The 22423-nt window shown below is 60.2% G+C and carries 19 protein-coding genes; 12 read left to right on the top strand and 7 right to left on the bottom strand.

Annotated features, from left to right (window positions below; all coding sequences use genetic code 11):
- Positions 1-142: 142 nt before the first annotated feature.
- From ACNQ62_RS09160 to ACNQ62_RS09150, 3 genes are all read right to left on the bottom strand, one after another.
- On the bottom strand, positions 143-823 hold the full coding sequence (locus ACNQ62_RS09160) for an orotate phosphoribosyltransferase (RefSeq protein ID WP_005853893.1): 681 nt from the start codon (positions 821-823) through the stop codon (positions 143-145).
- Positions 824-915: 92 nt separating this feature from the next.
- A complete protein-coding gene (pyrC, locus tag ACNQ62_RS09155) occupies positions 916-1953 on the bottom strand; it encodes a dihydroorotase (RefSeq protein ID WP_418094738.1) in 1038 nt (345 codons plus the stop codon).
- A gap of 70 nt (positions 1954-2023) precedes the next feature.
- A complete protein-coding gene (locus ACNQ62_RS09150; protein ID WP_418094737.1) occupies positions 2024-3025 on the bottom strand; it encodes a phosphoadenosine phosphosulfate reductase in 1002 nt (333 codons plus the stop codon).
- Between the two features lie 213 nt (positions 3026-3238).
- Here ACNQ62_RS09150 and ACNQ62_RS09145 point away from each other — a divergent pair, with 213 nt between their 5' ends.
- Positions 3239-4150 carry an AAA family ATPase gene (locus ACNQ62_RS09145; RefSeq protein WP_418094736.1) on the top strand — a complete coding sequence of 304 codons (912 nt, stop codon included), beginning with the start codon at positions 3239-3241 and terminating at the stop codon, positions 4148-4150.
- Positions 4151-4226: 76 nt separating this feature from the next.
- Entirely contained in the window at positions 4227-5489 is a 1263-nt protein-coding gene (locus tag ACNQ62_RS09140) for a vWA domain-containing protein (protein WP_418094735.1), read from the top strand.
- Here ACNQ62_RS09140 and purL read toward each other — a convergent pair.
- Positions 5486-7645, bottom strand: coding sequence for a phosphoribosylformylglycinamidine synthase subunit PurL (gene purL, locus ACNQ62_RS09135; protein ID WP_418094734.1), 2160 nt, complete (start codon positions 7643-7645; stop codon positions 5486-5488). The genes ACNQ62_RS09140 and purL overlap by 4 nt on opposite strands.
- A 252-nt stretch (positions 7646-7897) precedes the next feature.
- On the bottom strand, positions 7898-8803 hold the full coding sequence (locus ACNQ62_RS09130; RefSeq protein ID WP_005853880.1) for a LysR family transcriptional regulator: 906 nt from the start codon (positions 8801-8803) through the stop codon (positions 7898-7900).
- A gap of 261 nt (positions 8804-9064) precedes the next feature.
- On the opposite strand from ACNQ62_RS09130, the gene ACNQ62_RS09125 reads away from it, so the two are divergent.
- From ACNQ62_RS09125 to ACNQ62_RS09080, 10 genes are all read left to right on the top strand, one after another.
- Positions 9065-12481 (top strand): indolepyruvate ferredoxin oxidoreductase family protein, encoded by a 3417-nt coding sequence (locus ACNQ62_RS09125; RefSeq protein WP_418094733.1) that lies wholly within the window; start codon positions 9065-9067, stop codon positions 12479-12481.
- Positions 12482-12569: 88 nt separating this feature from the next.
- On the top strand, positions 12570-13469 hold the full coding sequence (locus ACNQ62_RS09120; protein ID WP_051843964.1) for a lysophospholipid acyltransferase family protein: 900 nt from the start codon (positions 12570-12572) through the stop codon (positions 13467-13469).
- 12 nt (positions 13470-13481) lie between these two features.
- On the top strand, positions 13482-14291 hold the full coding sequence (locus ACNQ62_RS09115) for a glutamate racemase (RefSeq protein WP_005853874.1): 810 nt from the start codon (positions 13482-13484) through the stop codon (positions 14289-14291).
- Positions 14292-14327: 36 nt separating this feature from the next.
- Positions 14328-15356 (top strand): N-acetyl-gamma-glutamyl-phosphate reductase, encoded by a 1029-nt coding sequence (gene argC, locus ACNQ62_RS09110; RefSeq protein WP_317938309.1) that lies wholly within the window; start codon positions 14328-14330, stop codon positions 15354-15356.
- Positions 15357-15362: 6 nt separating this feature from the next.
- Positions 15363-15806: a cytochrome c maturation protein CcmE gene (ccmE, locus tag ACNQ62_RS09105; RefSeq protein WP_005853870.1), complete on the top strand. Its 444-nt coding sequence runs from the start codon at positions 15363-15365 to the stop codon at positions 15804-15806.
- Positions 15807-15886: 80 nt separating this feature from the next.
- Entirely contained in the window at positions 15887-16498 is a 612-nt protein-coding gene (locus ACNQ62_RS09100; RefSeq protein WP_418094732.1) for a holin-associated N-acetylmuramidase, read from the top strand.
- Positions 16489-17064 carry a holin family protein gene (locus ACNQ62_RS09095; protein ID WP_418094731.1) on the top strand — a complete coding sequence of 192 codons (576 nt, stop codon included), beginning with the start codon at positions 16489-16491 and terminating at the stop codon, positions 17062-17064. Before ACNQ62_RS09100 ends, ACNQ62_RS09095 begins: the two co-directional genes overlap by 10 nt.
- A 90-nt stretch (positions 17065-17154) precedes the next feature.
- Positions 17155-19116: a heme lyase CcmF/NrfE family subunit gene (locus ACNQ62_RS09090; protein WP_064216412.1), complete on the top strand. Its 1962-nt coding sequence runs from the start codon at positions 17155-17157 to the stop codon at positions 19114-19116.
- Positions 19113-19583, top strand: coding sequence for a cytochrome c-type biogenesis protein CcmH (locus ACNQ62_RS09085; protein ID WP_418094730.1), 471 nt, complete (start codon positions 19113-19115; stop codon positions 19581-19583). The genes ACNQ62_RS09090 and ACNQ62_RS09085 overlap by 4 nt, the downstream gene beginning before the upstream one ends.
- Positions 19584-19655: 72 nt before the next feature.
- Positions 19656-20432 carry an enoyl-CoA hydratase-related protein gene (locus ACNQ62_RS09080; RefSeq protein WP_005853861.1) on the top strand — a complete coding sequence of 259 codons (777 nt, stop codon included), beginning with the start codon at positions 19656-19658 and terminating at the stop codon, positions 20430-20432.
- Positions 20433-20437: 5 nt separating this feature from the next.
- On the opposite strand, the gene ACNQ62_RS09075 is transcribed toward ACNQ62_RS09080, so the two are convergent.
- On the bottom strand, positions 20438-20731 hold the full coding sequence (locus ACNQ62_RS09075; protein WP_005853859.1) for a hypothetical protein: 294 nt from the start codon (positions 20729-20731) through the stop codon (positions 20438-20440).
- A 363-nt stretch (positions 20732-21094) separates the two neighbouring features.
- Positions 21095-22390, bottom strand: a complete 1296-nt coding sequence (gltA, locus tag ACNQ62_RS09070) for a citrate synthase (protein WP_418094729.1) — start codon at positions 22388-22390, stop codon at positions 21095-21097.
- Positions 22391-22423 lie beyond the last annotated feature (33 nt).

Raw genomic sequence — 22423 nt, 5'->3', positions numbered from 1 at the left:
ACTGATTAATGACCCGAGGCTTATCTACCCGAGCCGCCCGTCATCCCGCAATCTTTATAAGCTGTGGATAACCTGATCTCTGCGCTAGCGTAGCATATGTCGCGTGATTTTACACCACGCGACACAATATCATGTGGATTGCTTAGGTTTTTTTCCGCGCATCCTGCCACGCTTCTGGCGCGTTCAGGAAGGCTTCGACTTCGGTCAGGGTTTCTGTGTCAAACGCGTTCTGCGCTTTGGCCTCGGCCAGCACATCCCACCAGGTGCACAGGCTGTGCAACGTAACCCCGTGATCGCCCAAGGTCTTTTCTGTCTGCGGAAAAATACCGTAGTAAAAGATCACTGCCGTATGCGCGCAGGTCGCACCAGTATCGCGAATCGCGTCGACAAAGCTGATCTTTGAGCCGCCATCGGTGGTTAGATCCTCGACCAGCAGAACGCGTTGGCCTTCGGTCATTTCACCTTCGATGCGGGCGTTGCGGCCATAGCCTTTGGGCTTCTTGCGCACATAGGTCATGGGCAGCGCCATGCGCTCGGCCACCATCGCGGCAAAGGGGATGCCCGCGGTTTCACCGCCCGCGATATTGTCAAACGCCTCGAACCCCGCTTCGCGCATCACTGTGACGGTCAGGAAGTCCATCAAGGTGGCGCGGATGCGCGGATAGCTGATCAGCTTGCGGCAATCGATATAGGTCGGGCTCGGCAGACCAGAGGCGAGGGTAAAGGGCTCTGCCGCGTTGAAATGAACGGCCTTGATCTCCAGCAACATCCGCGCGGTCAGACGCGCCATTTCGGTAGAGTCGGGGTAGCTGGTGGGGATCATGTCATGCGTTCCTTTTGGGGCCTTGGCGTTGAGGGCGGTGGTGGCCGGTCTCATCCTGCTGCGACCGGCAAACTGTCTTTGGTAGGGGGGCGTCAGTCGGTGACGGACCAGTTCAGCGGCATCATCGGATCGAACACCGTGACCGGCCCGTCGGGCGTGTCGATGTGATCGGGGTAGGTCGCCGGTGTGCGGGTCAGCGTCATCATCGCCTCGTTCGGGGCCAGCCCGTAGAAATCCGGCCCGTTAAGCGAGGTAAACCGTTCCAATTGATCCAGCGCGTCTTCCTGTTCAAAGACCTCGGCCAGGATCGACATGGTGTTGGGCGCGGTAAAGCAGCCGGCACAGCCGCAGGGCAGCAGCTTGTTCGCGTCCGTGTGAGGCGCGGAATCCGTGCCCAGAAAGAAACGCGCGTCGCCCGAAGTCGCGGCAGCACGCAGGGCCAGACGGTGGCTTTCGCGTTTGGCGACGGGCAGGCAGTAGTAATGCGGTTTGATCCCACCGGCGAGGATATGGTTGCGGTTGATCACCAGATGGTGCGTGGTGATGGTCGCGCCCAGATTACCGGTGCTTTCCGTGACATATTGGGCGGCGTCGGCGGTGGTAATATGCTCCATCACGACTTTCAGCCCCGCATGACGGGTGCGGATCGGGTCAAGCACGCGGTCGATGAACACGGCCTCGCGGTCGAAAATGTCGATCTCGGGGTCGGTGACCTCGCCGTGGGTGCACAGGGGCAGGCCGATCTCGGCCATGCGTTCCAGCACGGGCGCAACATTGTCAAAGTTCGACACGCCGCTGGCTGAATTTGTCGTCGCACCGGCGGGGTAGAGCTTGACCGCGGTGATCAACCCGCTGGCATGGGCGGCGGTCACATCGTCGGGATCGGTATCCTCGGTCAGATACAGGGTCATCAGCGGCTTGAAATCCGCGCCCTCGGGCAGTGCCGCCAGGATACGATCGCGGTAGGCGGCTGCATCGGCACCGCGCACCACCGGGGGCACCAGATTGGGCATGATGATGGCGCGGGCAAAATGCGCGGCGGTATGGGGCAACACGGCGTCCAGCATCGCGCCGTCGCGCAGGTGCAGGTGCCAATCATCGGGGCGTCGAAGCGTGAGGGTCTGTGTCATGGGCTCCCCGCTAGCACAGGGCGTGCGGGCGCGCTAGTCTCGGCACGAGGTTGCGGTCGTGATTTAGGCTTCAGCCAGCGCCTTCGGCAGCGTCAGCGTTTGCCGCGCCCTGATCCGTGTCATCGCCTTTTTCGGCTGCGTTTCTAAGTGCGATTTCTGCCTCGAGCTGCTTTTGGCGTCGGGCAAAACGCGGTGCAGAGGTGCGATCGTTCACAAAGCGGCAAAGCGTGAGGATCAGCGACTCGCGTTGGTCTTGTTCCAACGCATTCAGCAGGCCGCGCAGATAGGGGCGGTGATCGCGGCGGGCGCGGGCGCAGCGGGCAAAGCTGGCAATGTCTAACGCGTCCTCGGCTGCTAGGGTCAGAATCGCTTCGAACTGGTCAAGTTCCAGCAGTTTCGATTGCAGCGCCGTGCCCATGCGCCGCATCCGAAGTTTGGTCACATTGGGGCGGGTAAAGAGGCTGGCATGCATCGCGTCCAGCGGCACAGTCGGGTCATAGATCACAAAAGCGGCCTCGGCCGCATCCAGCATATCGGGGGCATATCCGAACCGGGAGGTGAAATCCGTGCGCCGCATCTCGACAAAGCGATCGTCCCATTCGGTCACGCTGGGGTCCAGCGTCGCTTGCGGCTGGATGGCAACGACCTTTGCACCCGGTGCCGCGACAGAGAATGCCGCAGCCGCATAGCCGCCCGGACCCGCGCCATAAAAGATCACGCGGTCAAAGCCGTCGAAAAAGCCATCGTCGATCAGCCGGTCGAAAAACGCGTAAACGGGCGCGTCCCGGAACCATGTATCCCCTTCTGACGCCAGACAAAGATGCGACCAGCCTTCGCTGCGCACCATTTCCCACCCCAAAGGATGCGCCATAGACGACAAGGCGCGCATCCCGTTGATGGTTTCAAAGCTGACCAGCAGGGTAGAGGATTTTTCCAGAAACATCGCGTGGTGTCGTGACCCGAGCGCTTCATAGAACCCGCCATTCTGCGCGACCTGCTTCACAGCATCCATCCACTCGCTTTTGGAATATTCCTCAAAAGACGTGTCGAGCGTTACGGCGGTATCGATCATGGTAAACTTCCTCAATCGTATCTGGGCACAGGAAACCCCTGGCTTTTGGTCTGAGGTATCGGCGCATTAAGGCGAAAATGCGGAGATTTGAAGCACATTTATAGCACATTCTGTGGTCGCTCCAAGGCATAGAGTCTGTTGAACCCCGTGCAGACCCCTTGACCGCGCGGGATCAGAATGCACCACTCGTCCCAATCACAACCGGAGAATGCCATGCAACTGCCCCCTTCGATCGACGCCGTGCAAGAGCTGCTTGCGGGGCAGGGATATGTCTGCGGGCGGCCTTTGGCCACGGTGGTGTTCCTGAGCCTGACCTTGGGCCGGCCGCTGTTCCTCGAGGGAGAGGCAGGCGTCGGCAAGACAGAGATCGCCAAAGCATTGGCGCTGGCCTTGGACCGGAAGTTGATCCGGTTGCAATGCTATGAAGGGCTGGATGCCGCCACGGCGGTCTACGAATGGAACTTCCCTGCGCAGATGGTGGCAATCCGCACGGCTGAGGCCACCGGCGATCGCTCGCGACACCAGCTCACAACAGAACTCTTTAGCGACGACTTTCTGATCGAACGCCCCTTGCTTGAAGCGATGCGCCCTGACGGACGCGGTGCGCCCATCCTGTTGATCGACGAGCTTGACCGCACGGACGCCCCGTTCGAAGCCTTCCTGCTTGAGGCGCTCAGCGATTTTCAGGTCACGATCCCCGAACTCGGCACGATCAAGGCTCCTGAGCCCCCCATTGTGATCCTGACCTCGAACCGCACGCGCGAGGTGCATGACGCGCTCAAACGCCGCTGTCTTTATCACTGGGTCGATTATCCCGATTTCCCCCGCGAGATGGAGATTCTGGCCGCCCGCGCCCCCGAAGCCTCAGCCGCGCTCAGCCGCGAGGTTGTGGCCTTTGTCCAGCACCTCCGGACCGAGGACTTGTTCAAGAAGCCCGGCGTGGCCGAAACCATTGATTGGGCAAAATGTCTGCTGGCGCTGGATGTGATCAACCTCAGCCCCGAAACCATTGCGGATACGCTTGGGGCGATCCTGAAATACCAGGATGACATCGCCAAACTGCAAGGATCAGAGGCGAAACGCATCCTCGATCAAGCCAAAGCCACGCTGGACGCGACCCCTTGACGGATACTGCCGCTTCCAAATGGTCTAAAATCCTCGGGGGTCCGGGGGCCGACAGCCCCCGGCGGCAGGCGACCTGATGGAACATCTGCCCCTGGATCTGCCCGATAACCCCAAACTCGCCGGCAATATCACCCATTTCGCCCGTGCCCTGCGCCGCGCCGGTTTGCCTATTGGCCCCGGTCGCGTGATTGACGCAATCCGCGCGGTAGAGGTGGCGGGGTTCACCGACAAAACCGATTTCTACTGGACGCTGCACGCCTGCTTTGTGAACCGTCCTGAGCACCGGACCATCTTTGCGCAGCTCTTCCGGCTTTATTGGCGCGACCCGCGGTATCTGGAACATATGATGGCCGCGATGCTGCCCGCGATCCGTGGCGTGCAGGAAGACCGCCCCGCCCAAGCCGCCGAGAAACGCGCGGCAGAGGCGTTGCTGGACGGTGCCGAAGCGCCGGAACGCGACCGCGAAGAACCGCAAGACGAGCGCGAGACAGAGATCGAGGTCGATGCCAGCCTGACCATGTCCTCGCAAGAACGGCTGCGCAGTCTTGATTTCGAACTGATGAGCCTCGCGGAGGTGGCGGAGGCCAAGAAGATGCTGGCGCGGTTGCGCCTGCCGGTCAAACCCATGCCGTCACGCCGTGCCATGACGTCCCCAAGGGGGCGGATCGACGCGGGGCGCAGCCTGCGGGCCGCGCTGCGCCGGGGCGGAGAGATGGACAAGCTGGTGCTGAAAACCCCGCGCCCACGCTATCCCAATCTGGTGGTGCTTTGTGATATCTCCGGTTCCATGAGCCAATATTCCCGCATGGTGCTGCATTTCCTGCACGCGGTGAGCAATGCCAAGGGCGCGGGGTGGGCGCAGGTGCATGCGTTTACCTTTGGCACGCGGCTGACCAATATCACCCGCCATCTGGCGACACGCGACGTGGATGCAGCGCTCAAGGCGGCGGGGGCAGAGGCGCAGGATTGGGAGGGAGGCACGCGCATCGGGGCCTGTATCGAGGCGTTCAACCGCGATTGGTCGCGGCGGGTCATGGGGCAGGGTGCGGTTGTGCTGTTGATCACTGATGGGCTGGACCGCGATGCGCCCGATGATCTGGCGCGACAGATGCAGCGGTTGCATCTGTCCGCACGTCGGCTGATCTGGCTAAATCCGCTGCTGCGGTGGGACGGGTTCGCGCCCAAAGCGGCAGGTATCCGTGCGATGCTGCCCTTCACCGACAGCTTTCGGGCCGGTCACTCGATCGCGTCGTTGCAAGAACTGGCAGAGGTGATCTCCCGCCCCGATGACCGGGGCGAGAAAACGCGATTGATGCAGATGATGGGGGCGACCCCTTAGGCGAAGGTTTCAGCAAAAGCCCCGCGATAGGTCGCTGACAGGTCAGCCAAAGGCGCTTTGACGCCGCCGAAGTTCACTTGATCCCCGCCGAACTTGCCGACGCTTTCCAGATGCAGACCGGCGTTTTGCGCGGCGATCATCAGGGCTTCGGCCTGATCGAAGTTACAGGCGATCAGATAGCGGGCTTGATCCTCGCCAAACAGAACCTGCGTATCGGCAGAATCCAGGCTCACGCCGACGCCGGCCTCGTCCGCCAGTTCAAAGGCTGCCAGTGCCAGACCGCCATCCGACAGGTCGGTGCAGGCTTTGATCAACGCGCGGTTGGCGCGGATGAATTCACCGTGGGCCTTCTCCAGCGCCAGATCGACATGGGGGGCGTCGCCATCGCGGCGGTTGAACACTTCAAGCAGCAGGGCGGATTGTCCGATGTGACCTTCGGTAGCCCCCAGAACCAAAGCGACATGGCCCTCGCGGACCTCTTTGCCGATGATCTCGTCCGTGTGCTTCAGCAGGCCGACCGCGCCAATGGTGGGGGTGGGCAGAATGCCTTTGCCGTCGGTTTCGTTATACAGCGACACGTTGCCGGACACGATGGGCATGTCCAACGCGGCAACCGCTTCGCCGATGCCTTTCAGCGCGCCAACGAACTGGCCCATGATCTCGGGCTTTTCGGGGTTGCCGAAGTTGAGGTTGTCCGTGGTCGCCAGCGGCAGTGCCCCTACGGCACAGAGGTTGCGGTAGGCTTCGGCCACGGCCTGTTTGCCGCCTTCGACAGGGTTCGCCTTGACGTAGCGGGGCGTCACATCCGAGGTAAAGGCGATCGCCTTGTCGGTGCCATGCACGCGCACGATGCCCGATCCCAGACCGGGGGTGCGGGCGCTGTCGCCCATGACCATCGTGTCGTATTGTTCAAACACCCACGCTTTGGACGCGTAGTTCGGGCTGGAGATCAGCGCGCTCAGCCCGTCGATGGGGTCGATGCCGGGAACATCCGACAGCGGTTCGGCTGCGGGTGTCTCGACATAGGGGCGGTCGTATTCGGGCGCGTTGCCCGAGAGCGCTTTAAGCGGCAGGTCGGCTTTGACCTCGCCATTGTGCACGATCAAGAAACGGTCCTCGGCGATTGTTTCGCCTATGATGGCGAAATCGAGGTCCCATTTGTCGAAGACGGCTTTCGCCTCTGCCTCAAGCTCGGGACGCAGGACCATCAGCATCCGTTCCTGGGATTCCGACAGCATCATTTCATAGGCGGTCATGGCGTGTTCGCGGGTCGGGACCTTTTCGAGGTCCAGACGTACACCAAGGTTGCCCTTGTCGCCCATTTCCACGGCCGAACAGGTCAGGCCTGCAGCGCCCATATCCTGAATGGAGATCACGGCACCGGTCGCCATCAGTTCGAGCGTGGCTTCCATCAGGCGCTTTTCGGTGAAGGGGTCGCCGACCTGAACGGTGGGACGTTTGTCTTCGATGGTGTCGTCGAACTCGGCCGATGCCATCGTCGCACCGCCCACACCGTCGCGGCCAGTTTTCGCACCAAGGTAAACGACTGGCATGCCGACGCCGGAAGCGGCGGAATAGAAGATCTTGTCGGTGTCGGCCAGACCGGCGGCAAAGGCGTTCACAAGGCAGTTGCCATCATAGGCGGTGTCAAAACGCACTTCGCCGCCCACCGTGGGCACGCCAAAGCAGTTACCGTAGCCGCCCACACCCGCGACCACGCCATGCACCAGCTGGCGTGTCTTGCGGTGGTCGGGCGACCCGAAGCTAAGAGAGTTCATCGCCGCGATCGGACGCGCGCCCATCGTGAAAACGTCCCGCAGGATGCCGCCCACGCCGGTCGCCGCACCCTGATAGGGTTCGATGTAGGACGGGTGGTTGTGGCTTTCCATCTTGAAGACCAACGCTTGGCCGTCGCCGATATCAACGATGCCCGCATTCTCGCCCGGTCCGCAGATCACCTGAGGGCCTTCGGTCGGCAGGGTGCGCAGCCATTTCTTCGACGATTTGTAGGAACAGTGTTCGTTCCACATGGCCGAAAAGATGCCCAGTTCGGTAAAGGTGGGTTCGCGCCCGATGATATCCAGAATACGCTGATATTCTTCGGCATTGATGCCGTGGCTGGAAATCAGGTCTTGGGTGATGGCTGGTTCGGTCATGGTGCGCGTTTTCCCCTAGCAATATGCCACACCTCTTAGATCAAGCGCAGCGCGGGGAAAAGACCTAAGGCTCGTGAAGCGCCATAGCCAAAAAAAAGGCCGAGCACGAAGCTCGGCCGAGTCCAACAGGGAGGTATGAAGTAGCGGCGCGGAGCCGCCCGTCTTCATACCGCCCAATTAAGTGGCGTTCGTGCACGGTTCAAGGATGGAATCGTTAATCTATGACATGCCCGTTATGCGGTTTTCGCATAGCTAGTGGGACTCTTTCTCGCGCAGCAGTTTGCGGTGGGTAATGATCTCGTCCTGCACGAAGTCTTTAAAGGCCGCGACCCGCTTGGAGGCGCGCAATTCTTCGGGGTAGGCAAGGAATACGGGCACATCCGCCGACTCGGTCTCTGGCAGAACTTGCACCAGATCGGGGAAGTCTTGGATGAGGTAGTCGGGCAGTACGCCGATCCCGAGGTTGTTGATCACCGCTTGCAATACGCCAAAGTAGTTGTTCACCGTCAGCATCGACCGCACGTCATGCATCATAAGTTGCTGGATCAGGTTCAGTCCCGCATGCACCTGGTTGCTGTCGGTGTTCTGGCAGATCAGACGGTGGTCCGACATATCCTCAAGCCGCTGGGGCGTGCCGTTCGCCGCAAGATAGGCGGGCGAGGCATACATGCACATCTTGATCATCATCAGCTTTTTGCGCACCAGATCGGCTTGCGACGGCTCTTTCATGCGGATGGCGACATCGGCTTCGCGCATGGGCAGGTCAAGGACGCGTTCTTCGAGCATCAGGTCGACCTTGAGGTCGGGGTATTTCTCGTAGAGCTTCGGCAGACGCGGGGCCAGCCATAGGGTGCCAAAGCCCGTGGTCGTGGTGACACGCAATTCGCCAAAGACTTCTTCCTCGCTGTCGCGGATGCGCGCAGCGGCGGTATCAAGCCGTTTGGACATGGCGACGGTGGCGTCGAACAGCAGCTCGCCTTGTTCGGTCAGGATCAGGCCGCGTGCGTGGCGGTGGAACAGGTTGGTATTCAGCTGCTCTTCCAGTCCGCGGATCTGGCGGCTGACGGCAGATTGCGACAAATTCAGCTTGTCGCCCGCATGGGTCAAGCTGCCCGCGTCCGCCACGGCGTGAAATATTCTGAGCTTGTCCCAATCCATGAGGACTACCTTTATAATGAGCGCAGTGTTCGCAAGAACGGTCATCTTTGCGCGTTTTACAGTTTAAAAACAACCCTCCGACGCGGCGCATCGGTATATGTGCGGTTATCTTATCACGGATAGATCGGGCGGAGGTGCAAAAGATCAAGCCCCGCGCCTTGGCGCTTTATGACCTAGGGGCAGACACAACGCTAGACAGGTCAGCTTTTGTGACCTAGTGTGATGCCATAGCTATTGATTGCACGTAGGGGAGGACGCGCTATGGGTACGCAAAAAATTTCACTAACTGACCGGTATGACCTCGAGAAATCGCCCGTGTTGCTGAACGGCACACAGGCGTTGGTGCGCCTGACGATGATGCAGGCGGCACGGGACAAGGCGGCAGGGTTGAATACCGCCGGATACGTGACCGGATATCGTGGATCGCCACTGGGGGCCGTTGACCTTCAGATGGACCGCGCCGCCAAGACGCTGGCCGCGCATAACGTCGTGTTCGAACCGGGCCTGAACGAAGATCTTGCCGCTACGGCCCTATGGGGCAGCCAGCAGGCAGAATTGCGCGGTGAGGGGAAGTACGACGGTGTATTTGGCCTGTGGTACGGTAAGGGCCCGGGTGTGGATCGCTCTGGCGATGTGATGCGCCACGCGAATATGGCGGGCTCGTCCGCGAACGGTGGTGTTCTGATGGCCATGGGGGATGACCACACGGGTGAATCCTCTACCGTGTTGCACCAGTCCGAATGGGCGATGGTGGATGCCTATATGCCCGTCGTCAGCCCCGCCGGTGTGCAGGAGATCCTGGACTACGGTATCTATGGCTGGGCGCTAAGCCGTTTCAGCGGGCTATGGGTCGGGCTCAAGACGATGAAAGACACCGTAGAGGCGACATCGGTCGTGAATGGTGACCCGAACCGAATGAAGCTGGTCACCCCGCAGTTCGATATGCCCGACGGTGGGCTGAACATCCGTCTGCAAGACACGCCGCATCTGCAAGAAGCGCGGATGATCGACTATAAGCGCTTTGCCGCAGAGGCGTTTAGCCACGCCAACAAGATGGACAAACGCATGTGGGGCAAGCGCGGGGCCAAGATCGGCATCGCGGCAGCCGGCAAGAACTGGCTGGATGTGATCCACGCCATGAGTTTGCTTAACATCGACGAGAACGAAGCCGAACGTCTGGGGATCACGCTGTATAAGATCGGGCAGACCTTCCCGCTGGATATGAAGGGGTTCCATTCCTGGGCCGAAGGGCTCGATCTGGTGATCGTCGTGGAAGAGAAGCGCAAGCTGATCGAGGTGCAGATCAAAGAGGCGTTGTTCTCGGATACGCATCGCCGCGTCTATGGCTGGCACAAAGGCGGCGGTGCCGGGATGGAGCATGGCGAAGAGCTGTTCCCCACCCGTGGCGCGTTGGACCCGATCTGGATTGCCGAAAAGCTGGGCGGTATCTTTATCGAGGAAGGCCGGACCGCCGATGGCATCAAGGCGGGTATGGAAGCGCTGGATACCGCGCGACGTGCCGATAACGCCGAAGACATCGCCGCGCGTGTGCCCTACTTCTGTTCGGGCTGTCCGCATAACTCATCAACCAAGCTACCAGAGGGGAGCCGCGCCTACGCCGGGATCGGGTGCCACTATATGGTGCAATGGATGGATCGCGAGACAACCGGCTTTACCCATATGGGAGGGGAAGGCGCGAACTGGATCGGTGAATCCAAATTCTCGACACGCGACCATGTGTTCCAGAACCTCGGGGACGGGACATACAACCATTCGGGTAATCTGGCGATCCGTGCGGCCATCGCGGCCAAGACGAACATCACCTACAAGATCCTTTATAACGATGCCGTCGCCATGACCGGTGGCCAGCACAACGAAGGTGATCTGGACGCGCCGCGTATCGTGGCAGAGGTGAAGGCCATGGGCGTCAAGAATATCGCCGTGGTCTATGACGAGAAAGAAGACGTAGACGAAAAAGCCTTTGGCGACGTGCCGATGTACGAGCGTGCAGACCTTCAGACCGTGCAAGAGAATTTCGCCAAACATAAAGGCGTCAGCGTTATCGTCTATATCCAGACCTGTGCTGCCGAAAAACGTCGCCGTCGCAAACGGGGGCTGTTCCCCGATCCCGACAAGCGCGTGTTCATCAATACCGATGTCTGCGAAGGCTGCGGGGATTGTGGTGTGCAGTCCAACTGCGTCTCGATCGTGCCCGAAGAAACAGAATTGGGACGCAAACGGGCTATTGATCAATCCTCGTGCAACAAGGATTTTTCGTGCGTTAAAGGGTTCTGCCCGTCCTTCGTGACGCTGGAAGGGGCCAAGATCCGCAAGGATCCCACGACAGAGGTCAAGATTCCCGACCTGCCCATGCCGACCCTGCCGGCGATCAATGGCACGCATAACGTGGTGATCACCGGTGTTGGTGGGACCGGCGTTGTGACCATCGGTGCCGTGCTGGCGCAAGCCGCGCAGATTGACGGCAAGGGCGCTGGGATGATGGAGATGGCAGGCCTTGCGCAAAAGGGCGGTGCCGTACATATCCATTGCCGTATTGCGAACCGTCCCGAAGATATCAGCGCCATTCGCGTGGCAACGGGTGAGGCGGATGCGTTGATCGGGGGCGATCTTGTTGTCTCTGCCGGGACCAAGACACTTGGCCTGACGCGCGCTGGGCGGACGGGGGCGGTTGTGAACTCGCATCAGATCATCACGGGCGAGTTTACCCGCGATACCGAGTTCCAGATGCCCTACGACCGGCTCACCCTCGCGCTTGAGGCGCGGCTCAAGGATGACGTCGCGCTGTTTGATGCCTCTGATCTGGCGAAGGCGACGCTGGGGGATTCGATCTATTCGAACATGATGATCTTCGGCGCGGCGTGGCAGCAGGGGTTGATCCCGCTGTCGCTGGACAGCTTGCAACAGGCGATCACCTTGAACGGTGCCGCGGTCAAGCGGAACCTGCGTGCGTTTGAACTGGGCCGTTGGGCCGTGCTGCACCCCGAAGATGCCCAGCGCGTGATGACGCCCAATGTCGTCGCCCTGCCGAAAACGCTGGATGAACGGATCGCCTTCCGCAAGGACCACCTGATCGCTTATCAGGGCAAGCGGCTGGCGAAGCGTTATGGCACCATGGTGGACAGCATTACCGACGCGCGCCTGAAAGAGGCCGTGGCCTTGGGCTACCACAAGCTCTTGTCCTATAAGGATGAATACGAGGTCGCGCGCCTGTTGAAATCCACCCGCGCCAAAGTGGCAGAGGCCTTTGAGGGGGATCCCAAGCTCACTTTCAACCTTGCGCCACCGATCCTGTCGAAAACCGGCGCGGATGGCCGTCCGATGAAACGGACCTTTGGCGCGTGGATGGAGGGGCCGTTCAACATGCTGGCGCGGATGAAATTCCTGCGCGGCACGCCGTTCGATCCCTTTGGCCGCACCGAAGAACGCCGGATGGAGCGGTCCTTGATCACGCAATACGAGGCCGACATGAAGGACGTTCTGCCCAAGCTGACTGACGCAACCCACGACGCGATTGTCGCCTTGGCGGAGCTTCCCTTGCAGATCCGGGGCTTTGGTCCGGTGAAACAGTCGAATGAAGCCAAGGCCGCAAAGCGGCGCGAAGAGCTGCTGGCCGTCATCCGGTCAGGGGGCACGCAAACCTCGCGCGCGGCAGAGTAGGCAGAGTAGGCTGAATGGGCTGTCTGTCACGCGACTGTCATGATCCACTGCTAGTGGGCAAGGCAAAGCCCGTGAAAAGGAACCGACCTTGACCCTCTTGCAGCCTGATCTTCGGCCTCTGACAGCGCGTGACATCAGCTATGCCTATTCCGCCAAGTCGCGGCCCGCGCGTGCCTTCATCCGCCTGATGGAGAATAGCACAGGGCGGTTGGGGCTGATGAAACGCGCGACCGGCTATGAAGACGACATGGCGCGCGGGATGGGGTTCTTTGACGTGATGGTGCAGCGCTACGGGCTGACGCTTGATGTCGTGGGCGGCAGTCTGGCGAATATCCCTGAAACGGGGCCTGTCATCGCGCTGGCGAACCATCCTTACGGTATTCTGGACGGGTTGATGCTGGGGCATATGTTGGCGCGCCGCCGGGACGGGTTCAAGATCATGGCGCATTCGGTCTTTAACCGCGCGCCCGACCTGAACCGCCATCTGCTGCCGATCAGTTTTGACGAGGACAAGGCCGCGCTGGCGCTGAACTTGCGCACGCGCAAGACCGCGCTGGAGTATCTGGGGCAGGGGGGCGCGGTTGGTATCTTTCCGGGGGGCACCGTCAGCACCAGCGCACGGCCGTTTTCGCGCCCCATGGACCCGGGCTGGCGCAGCTTTACCGCCCGCATGATCGCGAAATCGGATGCCACCGTCGTGCCGATCTACTTCGACGGCCACACCAGCCGCCTGTTCCAGATTGCCAGCCATCTGCATCACACCCTGCGCATGGGGCTGCTGATCAAGGAATTCCGCAAACGCGTCGACACGCCCGTGCGCGTGGTCATCGGCGACCCCATCGGCAGAAACGTGCTGGACCCCATGGCAAAAGACGCAAAAGCTATGATGGATTTCCTGCGCAAAGCGACGTATGAGTTGTCACCAGACCCGGCAAAATCCTTTGATCTGGGGTTTGAATTTGAAGATCGGCATCGTGCCGACAGGTGACGGCAAGGTGTTATGGCAGTTGGTATTTTCGATTCTGGGCTAGGCGGGCTGACCGTTTGGGATGCCGTGCAGGCGCAGCTTCCGGATGTGGATTTCGTGTATTTGGCCGATAGCGCCCATGCACCCTACGGCGTGCGTAACGCGGATGACATTTATAACCTGACCACTGCTGCAACCCAGCGTCTGTTCGATGCGGGCTGCGATCTGGTGATCCTGGCGTGCAACACGGCCTCTGCCGCGGCGCTACGCCGGATGCAGGAAGGGTGGATCCCGTCGGACAAGCGCGTGTTGGGCGTCTTTGTGCCGCTGATCGAGGCGATGACAGAACGCCAATGGGGCGACAATTCCCCCCCGCGCGAGGTGGATCTCAAGCACGTGGCGCTGTTTGCGACGCCGGCAACGGTGGCAAGCCGTGCGTTCCAGCGTGAACTGGCCTTTCGGGCGATCGGCGTCGATGTCGAAGCGCAGGCCTGTGGGGGTGTCGTGGATGCGATCGAGGACGGTGATTTCATCCTTGCCGAAGCGCTGGTGCGCAGCCATGTGGACGCGCTGAAACGCAAGATGCCCGCGCCCGAAGCTGCCATTCTGGGCTGCACCCATTACCCGCTGATGCAGGAAACCTTTCAGGACGCGCTTGGCCCCGATGTCAAAGTGTTCAGCCAAGCCAATCTGGTCGCCCATAGTCTGAGCGACTATCTAAAGCGTCACCCCAATATGCTGGGCACGGGCGAGGCGGCTTTCCTGACCACGGGCGACCCCAAAAAGGTCAGCAGCCGTGCCACGCAATTCTTGCGACGACCCTTGACCTTTCAAGCGGCCTAACACGTATTTGCTAACACTTTCCGAACGGAACCCGACATGACCCATAATATCGCCATTCTTGGTGCCTCCGGCTATACCGGAGCCGAGCTGATCCGGCTGATCGCTGGCCATTCCTCTATGCAGATCAAAGCTTTGGGGGCAAACTCCAAGGCGGGGCAAACCATCGCGGAGGTGTTTCCACACCTGCGTCATCTCGACCTGCCCGCGTTGGTCACGATTGAAGAGATCGATTTCTCGGAGATTGACCTGTGCTTTTGCGCCTTGCCCCATAAAACCAGTCAAGAGGTCATCGCGAACCTGCCTAAAGACCTGAAGATCGTCGATCTTTCTGCGGATTTCCGGCTGCGTGACCCCGATGCTTACGCCAAGTGGTACGGCAACCCCCATGCCGCGCTGGAGCAGCAGAAAGAGGCGGTCTATGGCCTCACCGAATTCTACCGCGAAGAGATCAAATCCGCGCGTCTTGTGGCCGGTACGGGCTGTAACGCCGCCACCGGCCAGTTCGCCCTGCGCCCCTTGATCGAAAAAGGCGTGATTGATCTGGACGACATCATCCTTGACCTCAAATGCGCCGTGTCCGGTGCGGGGCGGTCGTTGAAGGAAAACCTGCTGCATGCAGAATTGTCCGAGGGGTATCATGCCTATTCCCTTGGCGGGACGCACCGCCATCTGGGTGAGTTTGATCAGGAGTTTTCCGCCATTGCCGGCCGTCCGGTCAAGGTGCAGTTCACCCCTCATCTGGTGCCCGCCAACCGCGGGATTTTGGCGACCGTCTATGTCAAAGGCGACGCCGAGGTGATCCACAAAACCCTTGCCGCGGCCTATGATGCCGAGCCCTTTATCGAGGTGCTGCCCATGGGGGAGGCCCCGAGCACGCGCCATATTCGCGGGTCGAACTTCTGTCATATCGGCGTTGTGGCAGACCGGATCGACGGCCGCGCCATTGTGGTTGCCGCGCTCGATAATTTGACCAAGGGCTCCAGCGGGCAGGCGTTGCAAAACGCCAACCTGATGTTAGGTATTGACGAGGTCGAGGGGCTGATGATGGCTCCGCTATTTCCCTGAGGGCGCATGAAAAGTCTTAAAAAGCAACGGCGTATCCAGATCATCGGCGTCGCGGTCGTGGCGCTGGTGCTGTCCACGGCGCTGATTGGATATGCCATGCGCGACGGGATCAACTTTTTCCGCGCGCCCAGTCAGGTGATCGCCGAACCCCCCGGCCCGACAGAGGTTTTCCGCATCGGTGGCCTGGTCGAAGAAGGCAGCCTTGTGCGCGGGGATGGTCTGACGATCCGCTTTTCCGTGACCGATGGCGGCGCGGCTGTGCCTGTGACCTACAGCGGTGTATTGCCCGATCTGTTCGAGGAAAATCAAGGCATGGTTGGGACAGGGCGTTACATAAACGGCACCTTCGAAGCGACTGAAATCCTTGCCAAACATGACGAGACCTACATGCCGAAAGAGGTTGTCGACGCCCTGAAAGAGCAAGGCGTTTATGTTGCCCCCGAGGGGTGATGCGTACGGGCCTGCCGGGTTTCGTTAACATCTGAGACGTCATTCTTGCAGCAGTGCAACCTGCAAGAAGGGCCAATTTGATGCAAACTGTTGAGGAAATTGCAAAGTCCATCGTCGCGCGTGAGGGGGGCTTTGTGAATGACCCCGATGATCCGGGCGGGGCAACGAACCACGGCGTCACCATTCACACGCTGCGTCGGCTGGGGCTGGATGTGAACCGTGACGGCGCCGTAAATCTCGCCGATGTTCAAGAGCTTACTCAAGATCAAGCGACCGAGATATTCATCACCCATTACTTCCACAAACCCAAGATCGCGCAGCTGCCCCGTCCGCTCCAGCCCTCCGTTTTCGACATGTACGTGAATGCGGGGGCGAATGCGGTGAAGATTCTTCAGCGATTGTTAAGAGATATGGGGTTTGATGTGGCCGTGGACGGGGTGCTTGGACCGCAAACGCTTGGCGCTACGGGGCGCGCTTATGGCGCTGCACCTGCGCAGATGGTGGACGCCTACGCCGTGGCGCGGCGCAACTATTACTTTGGGCTGGCGGATCAGCGCCCCGCAAGTCGCAAATACGCCCGCACAAGGGCCGGAAAGAAGGGAGGATGGATCAAACGGGCAGAGGAATTCATGTCGCCGCGGTACCATCTGAGCATCCGTGACTTTAACGAAAGGGTCGCGGCATGGGGATGATTGATTCCGCGCTCGCGTTGGTCTTTGGTGACGGCCGCAATGTGGTGCGCGACACGGTCGAGGTATTTCGCGCCAATGCGGAAAAGACGGCCGGCCGTGATGCGACCGCGCGGGAACAGGCTATGGTGCAATTTGGGGCGGAATTCGCAGTGCCCCGCAAGGGACGGTTTGACCGTTTCATGGACGGGCTGAACCGGCTTCCGCGTCCAGCGCTGGCGCTTGGGACCTTGGGCTTGTTCATCACGGCGATGGTTGACCCGGTCTGGTTTGCCAGCCGGATGCAGGGCGTGTCGCTGGTGCCAGAGCCGTTATGGTGGCTTCTGGGGGTTGTCGTATCCTTCTACTTTGGCGCGCGGCATCAGGTAAAAACACAAGAGTTCCAACGCTCTATCGCGCGCACCATCGCGCAGACACCAACGGTGATGCGGCATATCCAAGAGCTGGAAACGCTGCGTGTTGATGGTGTTGAAGAAGGGGCCCTGCGGGATCTGGAAGGCGCATCTGACGCAGTGCGCGACAGATCGGACAACGCGGCGCTTGCGGACTGGCGCAGGGTTGCAGGGTAAGGGGGCCTGCGACGCTTTGCTGCGCACAGTCGTGTGATTTCGCGGTGAATCGGCATGGTATGGGGCGGTGCTCCGCTCTATGATCGGGGTATGATTACAGAGCTCGGACATTTCGCCCTTATCCTCGCCTTCGGCGTTGCCATCGTTCAGATGGTCGTGCCCCTGATTGGTGCCCATAAACGCTGGCCCGGTTGGATGGCCGTGGCAGAGCCCGCCGCCGGGGCGCAATTCGCCCTGACATTGCTGGCGTTTGGGGCGTTGATGTGGGCCTTTGTCACCTCTGATTTCTCGCTGCGATTGGTGGTGTTGAACAGCCACTCGATGAAGCCGCTTTTGTATAAAATCAGCGGTACTTGGGGCAATCACGAAGGCTCAATGCTGCTGTGGGTGCTCATTGTCTCGCTATTCGGGGCGATGGCCGCGTGGTTCGGGGGCAATCTGCCGCCGACTTTGCGGGCGCGGGTTCTTTCTGTGCAAGCCGCAATCGGTGTGGCGTTTTTTGCCTTCATCCTGTTCACATCCAACCCGTTCTTGCGGTTGGCGACGCCACCTTTTGACGGGCAGGATCTGAACCCGCTTCTGCAGGACCCCGGGCTCGCCTTCCACCCGCCGTTTTTATATTTAGGGTATGTCGGCCTTTCGATGACCTTCAGCTTTGCCGTTGCCGCCTTGATCGAAGGGCGGATCGATGCTGCTTGGGGCCGGTGGGTGCGCCCTTGGACCTTGGCGGCGTGGGTGTTTTTGACGATCGGCATCGCGCTCGGGTCCTGGTGGGCCTATTACGAACTTGGCTGGGGCGGGTTCTGGTTCTGGGATCCCGTTGAAAACGCTAGCTTTATGCCCTGGCTTCTGGCGGCGGCGCTGCTTCATTCCGCCATCGTTGTGGAGAAACGAGAAAGCCTGAAAAGCTGGACGATCCTGCTTGCGATCCTGGCTTTTGGCTTCTCGCTGATCGGGACGTTTATCGTCAGGTCCGGGTTGCTAACCTCGGTCCACGCCTTTGCGAATGACCCCGAACGCGGCGTGTTTATTCTGATGATCATGGCGTTTTTCATGGGCGGTGCGCTGGTTCTGTTCGCGGCGCGTGCCAGCGCGTTAGAGGCGAAAGGCGTGTTCAGCATGGTCAGCCGAGAGTCGGCTTTGTTGGTAAACAACGTATTGCTCGCCGTTGCCTGTTTCGTCGTGTTCATTGGCACGATGTGGCCGCTGCTGGCCGAAATGTTCTTCGACAGAAAATTGAGCGTTGGCCCCCCGTTTTTTAACGCCGCCTTTACACCTTTCATGATTATGCTGGGGCTGATCCTACCGATCGGGTCGGCGATGCCTTGGAAGCGTGCGGTGATTTCGCGGGCGCTAAAACCGCTACGCTACGCCTTCGTATTGGCGATTGCGATTGGGGGGCTGGCCTACGCGATGCAGTCGGGGCGTAGCCTGTTGGGTCCGCTCGGGTTGTTCTTGGGGGCGTGGATCGTGATGGGCACCATGGTTGACCTGTGGGGGCGCACGGGGCGCGGTAGTAACCGGCTACGCCGGCTTGGGCGGTTGCCGCGCGCGGATTGGGGCAAGATGGTAGCCCACGCCGGCCTTGGGGTGACCATGGCGGGGGTGGCTGGCCTGACGGCGTGGTCGATTGATGACATCCGCGCCGTTCCGCTGGGGGAATCCTACGATGTGGGGCGCTATACCGTGCAGCTGGACGATGTCACCCAGGGCCAGGGTCCGAACTATACGGCGACGACCGGCAGCGTGACATTGTTCCACGACGGGGAAGAGATTGCGCAGTTGCGACCGGAGAAACGCTTCTATCCTGTGGCGCAGATGCCCACGACCGAAGCGGCGATCGACTATAATCTGCTGCGCGATGTCTATGTCGTGATCGGGGATGAACAGGCAAATGGCGGCTGGGTGGTGCGCACTTATGTCAAACCGCTGACCAACTGGATTTGGATCGGCTGCGCGCTGATGGCCCTTGGTGGCGTGCTAAGCCTTTCAGACCGGCGCTACCGCGTTGCGGCAGGGGCGGCGAAATCAAAACCGGTGCCTGCGGAATGAGGGCGCTGATACTCGCCCTGATGTTGCTTGTAGCACCTGTGCTGTCGGTTGCGCCGACCTGGGCCGTGCAGCCGGACGAGGTGCTCTCGGATCCTGCGCTTGAGCAACGCGCGCGCAGCTTGTCGAAAGGGTTACGTTGCCTTGTGTGCCGCAACGAAAGCATCGACGAAAGCAACGCCAGCCTTGCGCGCGACCTGCGTATCCTGCTGCGCGAACGTCTGGTGGCCGGCGATAGCGACGAAGAGGCGGTCGCTTATATCGTCGACCGCTATGGTGAATATGTCCTGCTGAACCCGCCTGCGCGGGGATCGACCTGGGTGTTATGGGCGGCAGGGCCCCTCATGCTATTGATCGCGGCGGGGGTCGGGTTTGGCTACCTGCGCGGTCGTGCGAAAGCACCGTCCGCGGAACAGGCCCCGCTCAGCGCACAAGAACAGGCGCGGCTGGACGACATTCTGAAAGGATAACGCGGGGTTTCACTGGCGGTGGCCTGTCGTATGGGTAAGGTGCGGGGGAAATCTAGATGAGGAACCCGCGCCATGGACTATCAAACCCTGACCTATGAACTGACCGACGGGCTGGCCGTGGTCACCATGAACCGCCCCGACAAGATGAACGCATTGACCACGCAAATGCGGGCAGAGATCGAGCACGCGTTTACCCAAGCGGGCAAAGATGCGCGTTGTGTGGTCATCACCGGTGCCGGGCGTGCGTTTTGCACCGGTCAGGATCTGAGCGACAGCAGCAGCAAGGGCTCGCTGGATCTGGAACGCACCCTGCGCGAGGAATATGGCCCCATGCTGCGGGCGATCACCAACTGCCCTGTGCCAACGATCGCCGCGGTCAATGGTCCTGCGGCAGGGGCAGGGGCGAACCTTGCACTGGCTGCGGATGTGGTCTTTGCGACGGAATCTTCTTATTTCCTGCAAGCATTTACGCGCATTGGTCTGATGCCCGATGCGGGCGGCACCTATACGTTGCCCCGCCAGATGGGCACGGCCAAGGCTATGGGCGCGGCCTTGTTCGCGGATAAAATCTCTGCCCGTCAGGCGGATGATTGGGGAATGATCTGGGAAGCGGTGGCCGATGCCGCGTTTGATGCCCATTGGCGTGCCAAGGCGGCGCATCTCGCGCAAGGTCCGACCGCAGCCTATGCCGCTGCCAAGAACGCCATTCGCGCAAGCTGGGACAATACGCTGGAGGATCAGCTGTCGCTAGAGGCGCAGGAACAAGGCAAATGCGGGCAATCACGTGATTTCAAAGAGGGCGTGATGGCCTTTATGCAGAAACGCCCCGCGAGCTTCGAGGGCCGCTAATTCCGCTAGACCGAGCGTTCGACCAGCAACACATCATCGGGGTTGAGGGTCGGACGCGAGGCGCTGGCAACCACGGCCACCGCTATCCCGTCGGCGAGCACCGTGTGCACGCTGCCTGACACTTGCTTGACCGTGATCCGCGGCGGCGTCTGGCCCTTGTCATAGACCACCGCGATCTGGTCACATTTCTGTTCGATATCATGCACGAACGATCCCTGCGGCGCGGGGTGATGCCGTGCGGTCTTGCAGCTTAGGCTGGTCGCGTTATCCCATTGCAGGCGAGGCCGAGGGTCGTTCATCCGGTCATCCTTTCCGCGCGGGGCAGCGGGCGTATTGGGGTCTGCTGTGCATCGCACAGGGTAAACCTGCGCTGAATTGACGATGAATCTGGGATGATCGGGGCAGTTGGTCAATCAATTTTGACCATTATGCCCAGCTTGGAAACAACAACACAAAACTGCCATATTTCGGACCCTATGGTTTCGAAATGGGGAAAAGTGAGTTGAAACAGTGGGCTGGAAAGAGGCGCTTTGATCACGGGACGCTTTCTGGCGAGCTTTCAGGTGATTCTCTTTGTCCTGGGTTTCAGGCAGCAGCAGCCCGCCCTGAAACGCAAAACGCCCCGCCGTGAGGGCGGGGCATTTTGACTAATGTACTGACATTCAGCGCTTTTCGATGTCCACATAGTCGCGTGGTGTTTCGCCAAGATACAGCTGACGGGGACGCCCGATTTTCAGCTGAGGATCGCTGATCTGCTCTTTCCACTGCGAGATCCAGCCAACGGTCCGTGCCAGCGCAAAGATCGGCGTGAACATCGACGTGGGGAAACCCATCGCTTCGAGAATGATGCCCGAGTAGAAATCGACGTTCGGGAACAGCTTCTTCTCTGCGAAATACGGATCTTCCAGCGCCTGTTTTTCAAGCTCTTTCGCGACCTGCAGGATCGGGTTGTTTTCGACACCCAGCAGCTCAAGCACTTCGTCCGCGCTTTCTTTCATCACGGTCGCGCGTGGGTCGTGGTTCTTGTAGACGCGGTGACCAAAGCCCATCAGGCGGAACGGGTCGTTCTTGTCCTTGGCGCGGGCGATGAATTCAGGGATGCGGTCCGGTGTGCCGATCTGTTTCAGCATTTCAAGACATGCCTGGTTCGCCCCACCATGCGCCGGCCCCCAAAGGCAGGCGATGCCAGCAGCGATACAGGCAAAGGGGTTCGCCCCCGAAGAGGACGCCAGACGCACGGTCGATGTCGATGCGTTCTGTTCGTGGTCCGCGTGCAGGGTAAAGATGCGGTCCATCGCGCGGGCGAGGATGGGGTCGACGACGTAATCCTCGGCAGGGACGGCGAAACACATGCGCAGGAAGTTACCGGCATAGTCTACGTCGTTGCGCGGATAGATGAACGGCTGACCGATGGTGTACTTATAGGCCATCGCGGCAATCGTCGGCATCTTGGCGATCAGACGGATCGTTGCCACTTCGCGCTGGTGCGCGTCGTTGATGTCGGTGCTGTCGTGGTAGAAGGCAGACATCGCGCCCACAACGCCGACCATGATCGCCATCGGGTGTGCATCACGGCGGAAACCACGGAAGAAGTTGATCATCTGCTCGTGGATCATGGTGTGGTTGGTCACCAGATTTTCGAACTCTTCCAACTGCGCGGCAGAGGGCAGTTCGCCATACAGCAGCAGGTAGCACACTTCGAGGTAGTGGGATTCGCTGGCCAGTTGGTCGATCGGATACCCACGGTGAAGCAACACGCCTTCGTCACCGTCAATGAAGGTGATCGTGCTGTCACAGGCCGCTGTCGAGGTGAAGCCAGGGTCATATGTGAACACATTCGCCTGAGAGAACAGCTTGCGGATGTCCATGACATCCGGGCCCGCCGACGGGGAATAGATCGGCAGTTCAAAGCTGTTCCCGTCGATGGTCAACGTTGCGGATTTTGTACTTTCGGCCATGAAGTCCCTTCCTATCGTTTTATCGACGTGCGT

The organism is Sulfitobacter sp. SBS6 (genome assembly GCF_048285585.1).
GTDB lineage: Bacteria > Pseudomonadota > Alphaproteobacteria > Rhodobacterales > Rhodobacteraceae > Sulfitobacter > Sulfitobacter pontiacus.
Note: the sequence above shows the minus strand (reverse complement) of the source record. Positions and strands in the feature narration are given on the sequence as shown.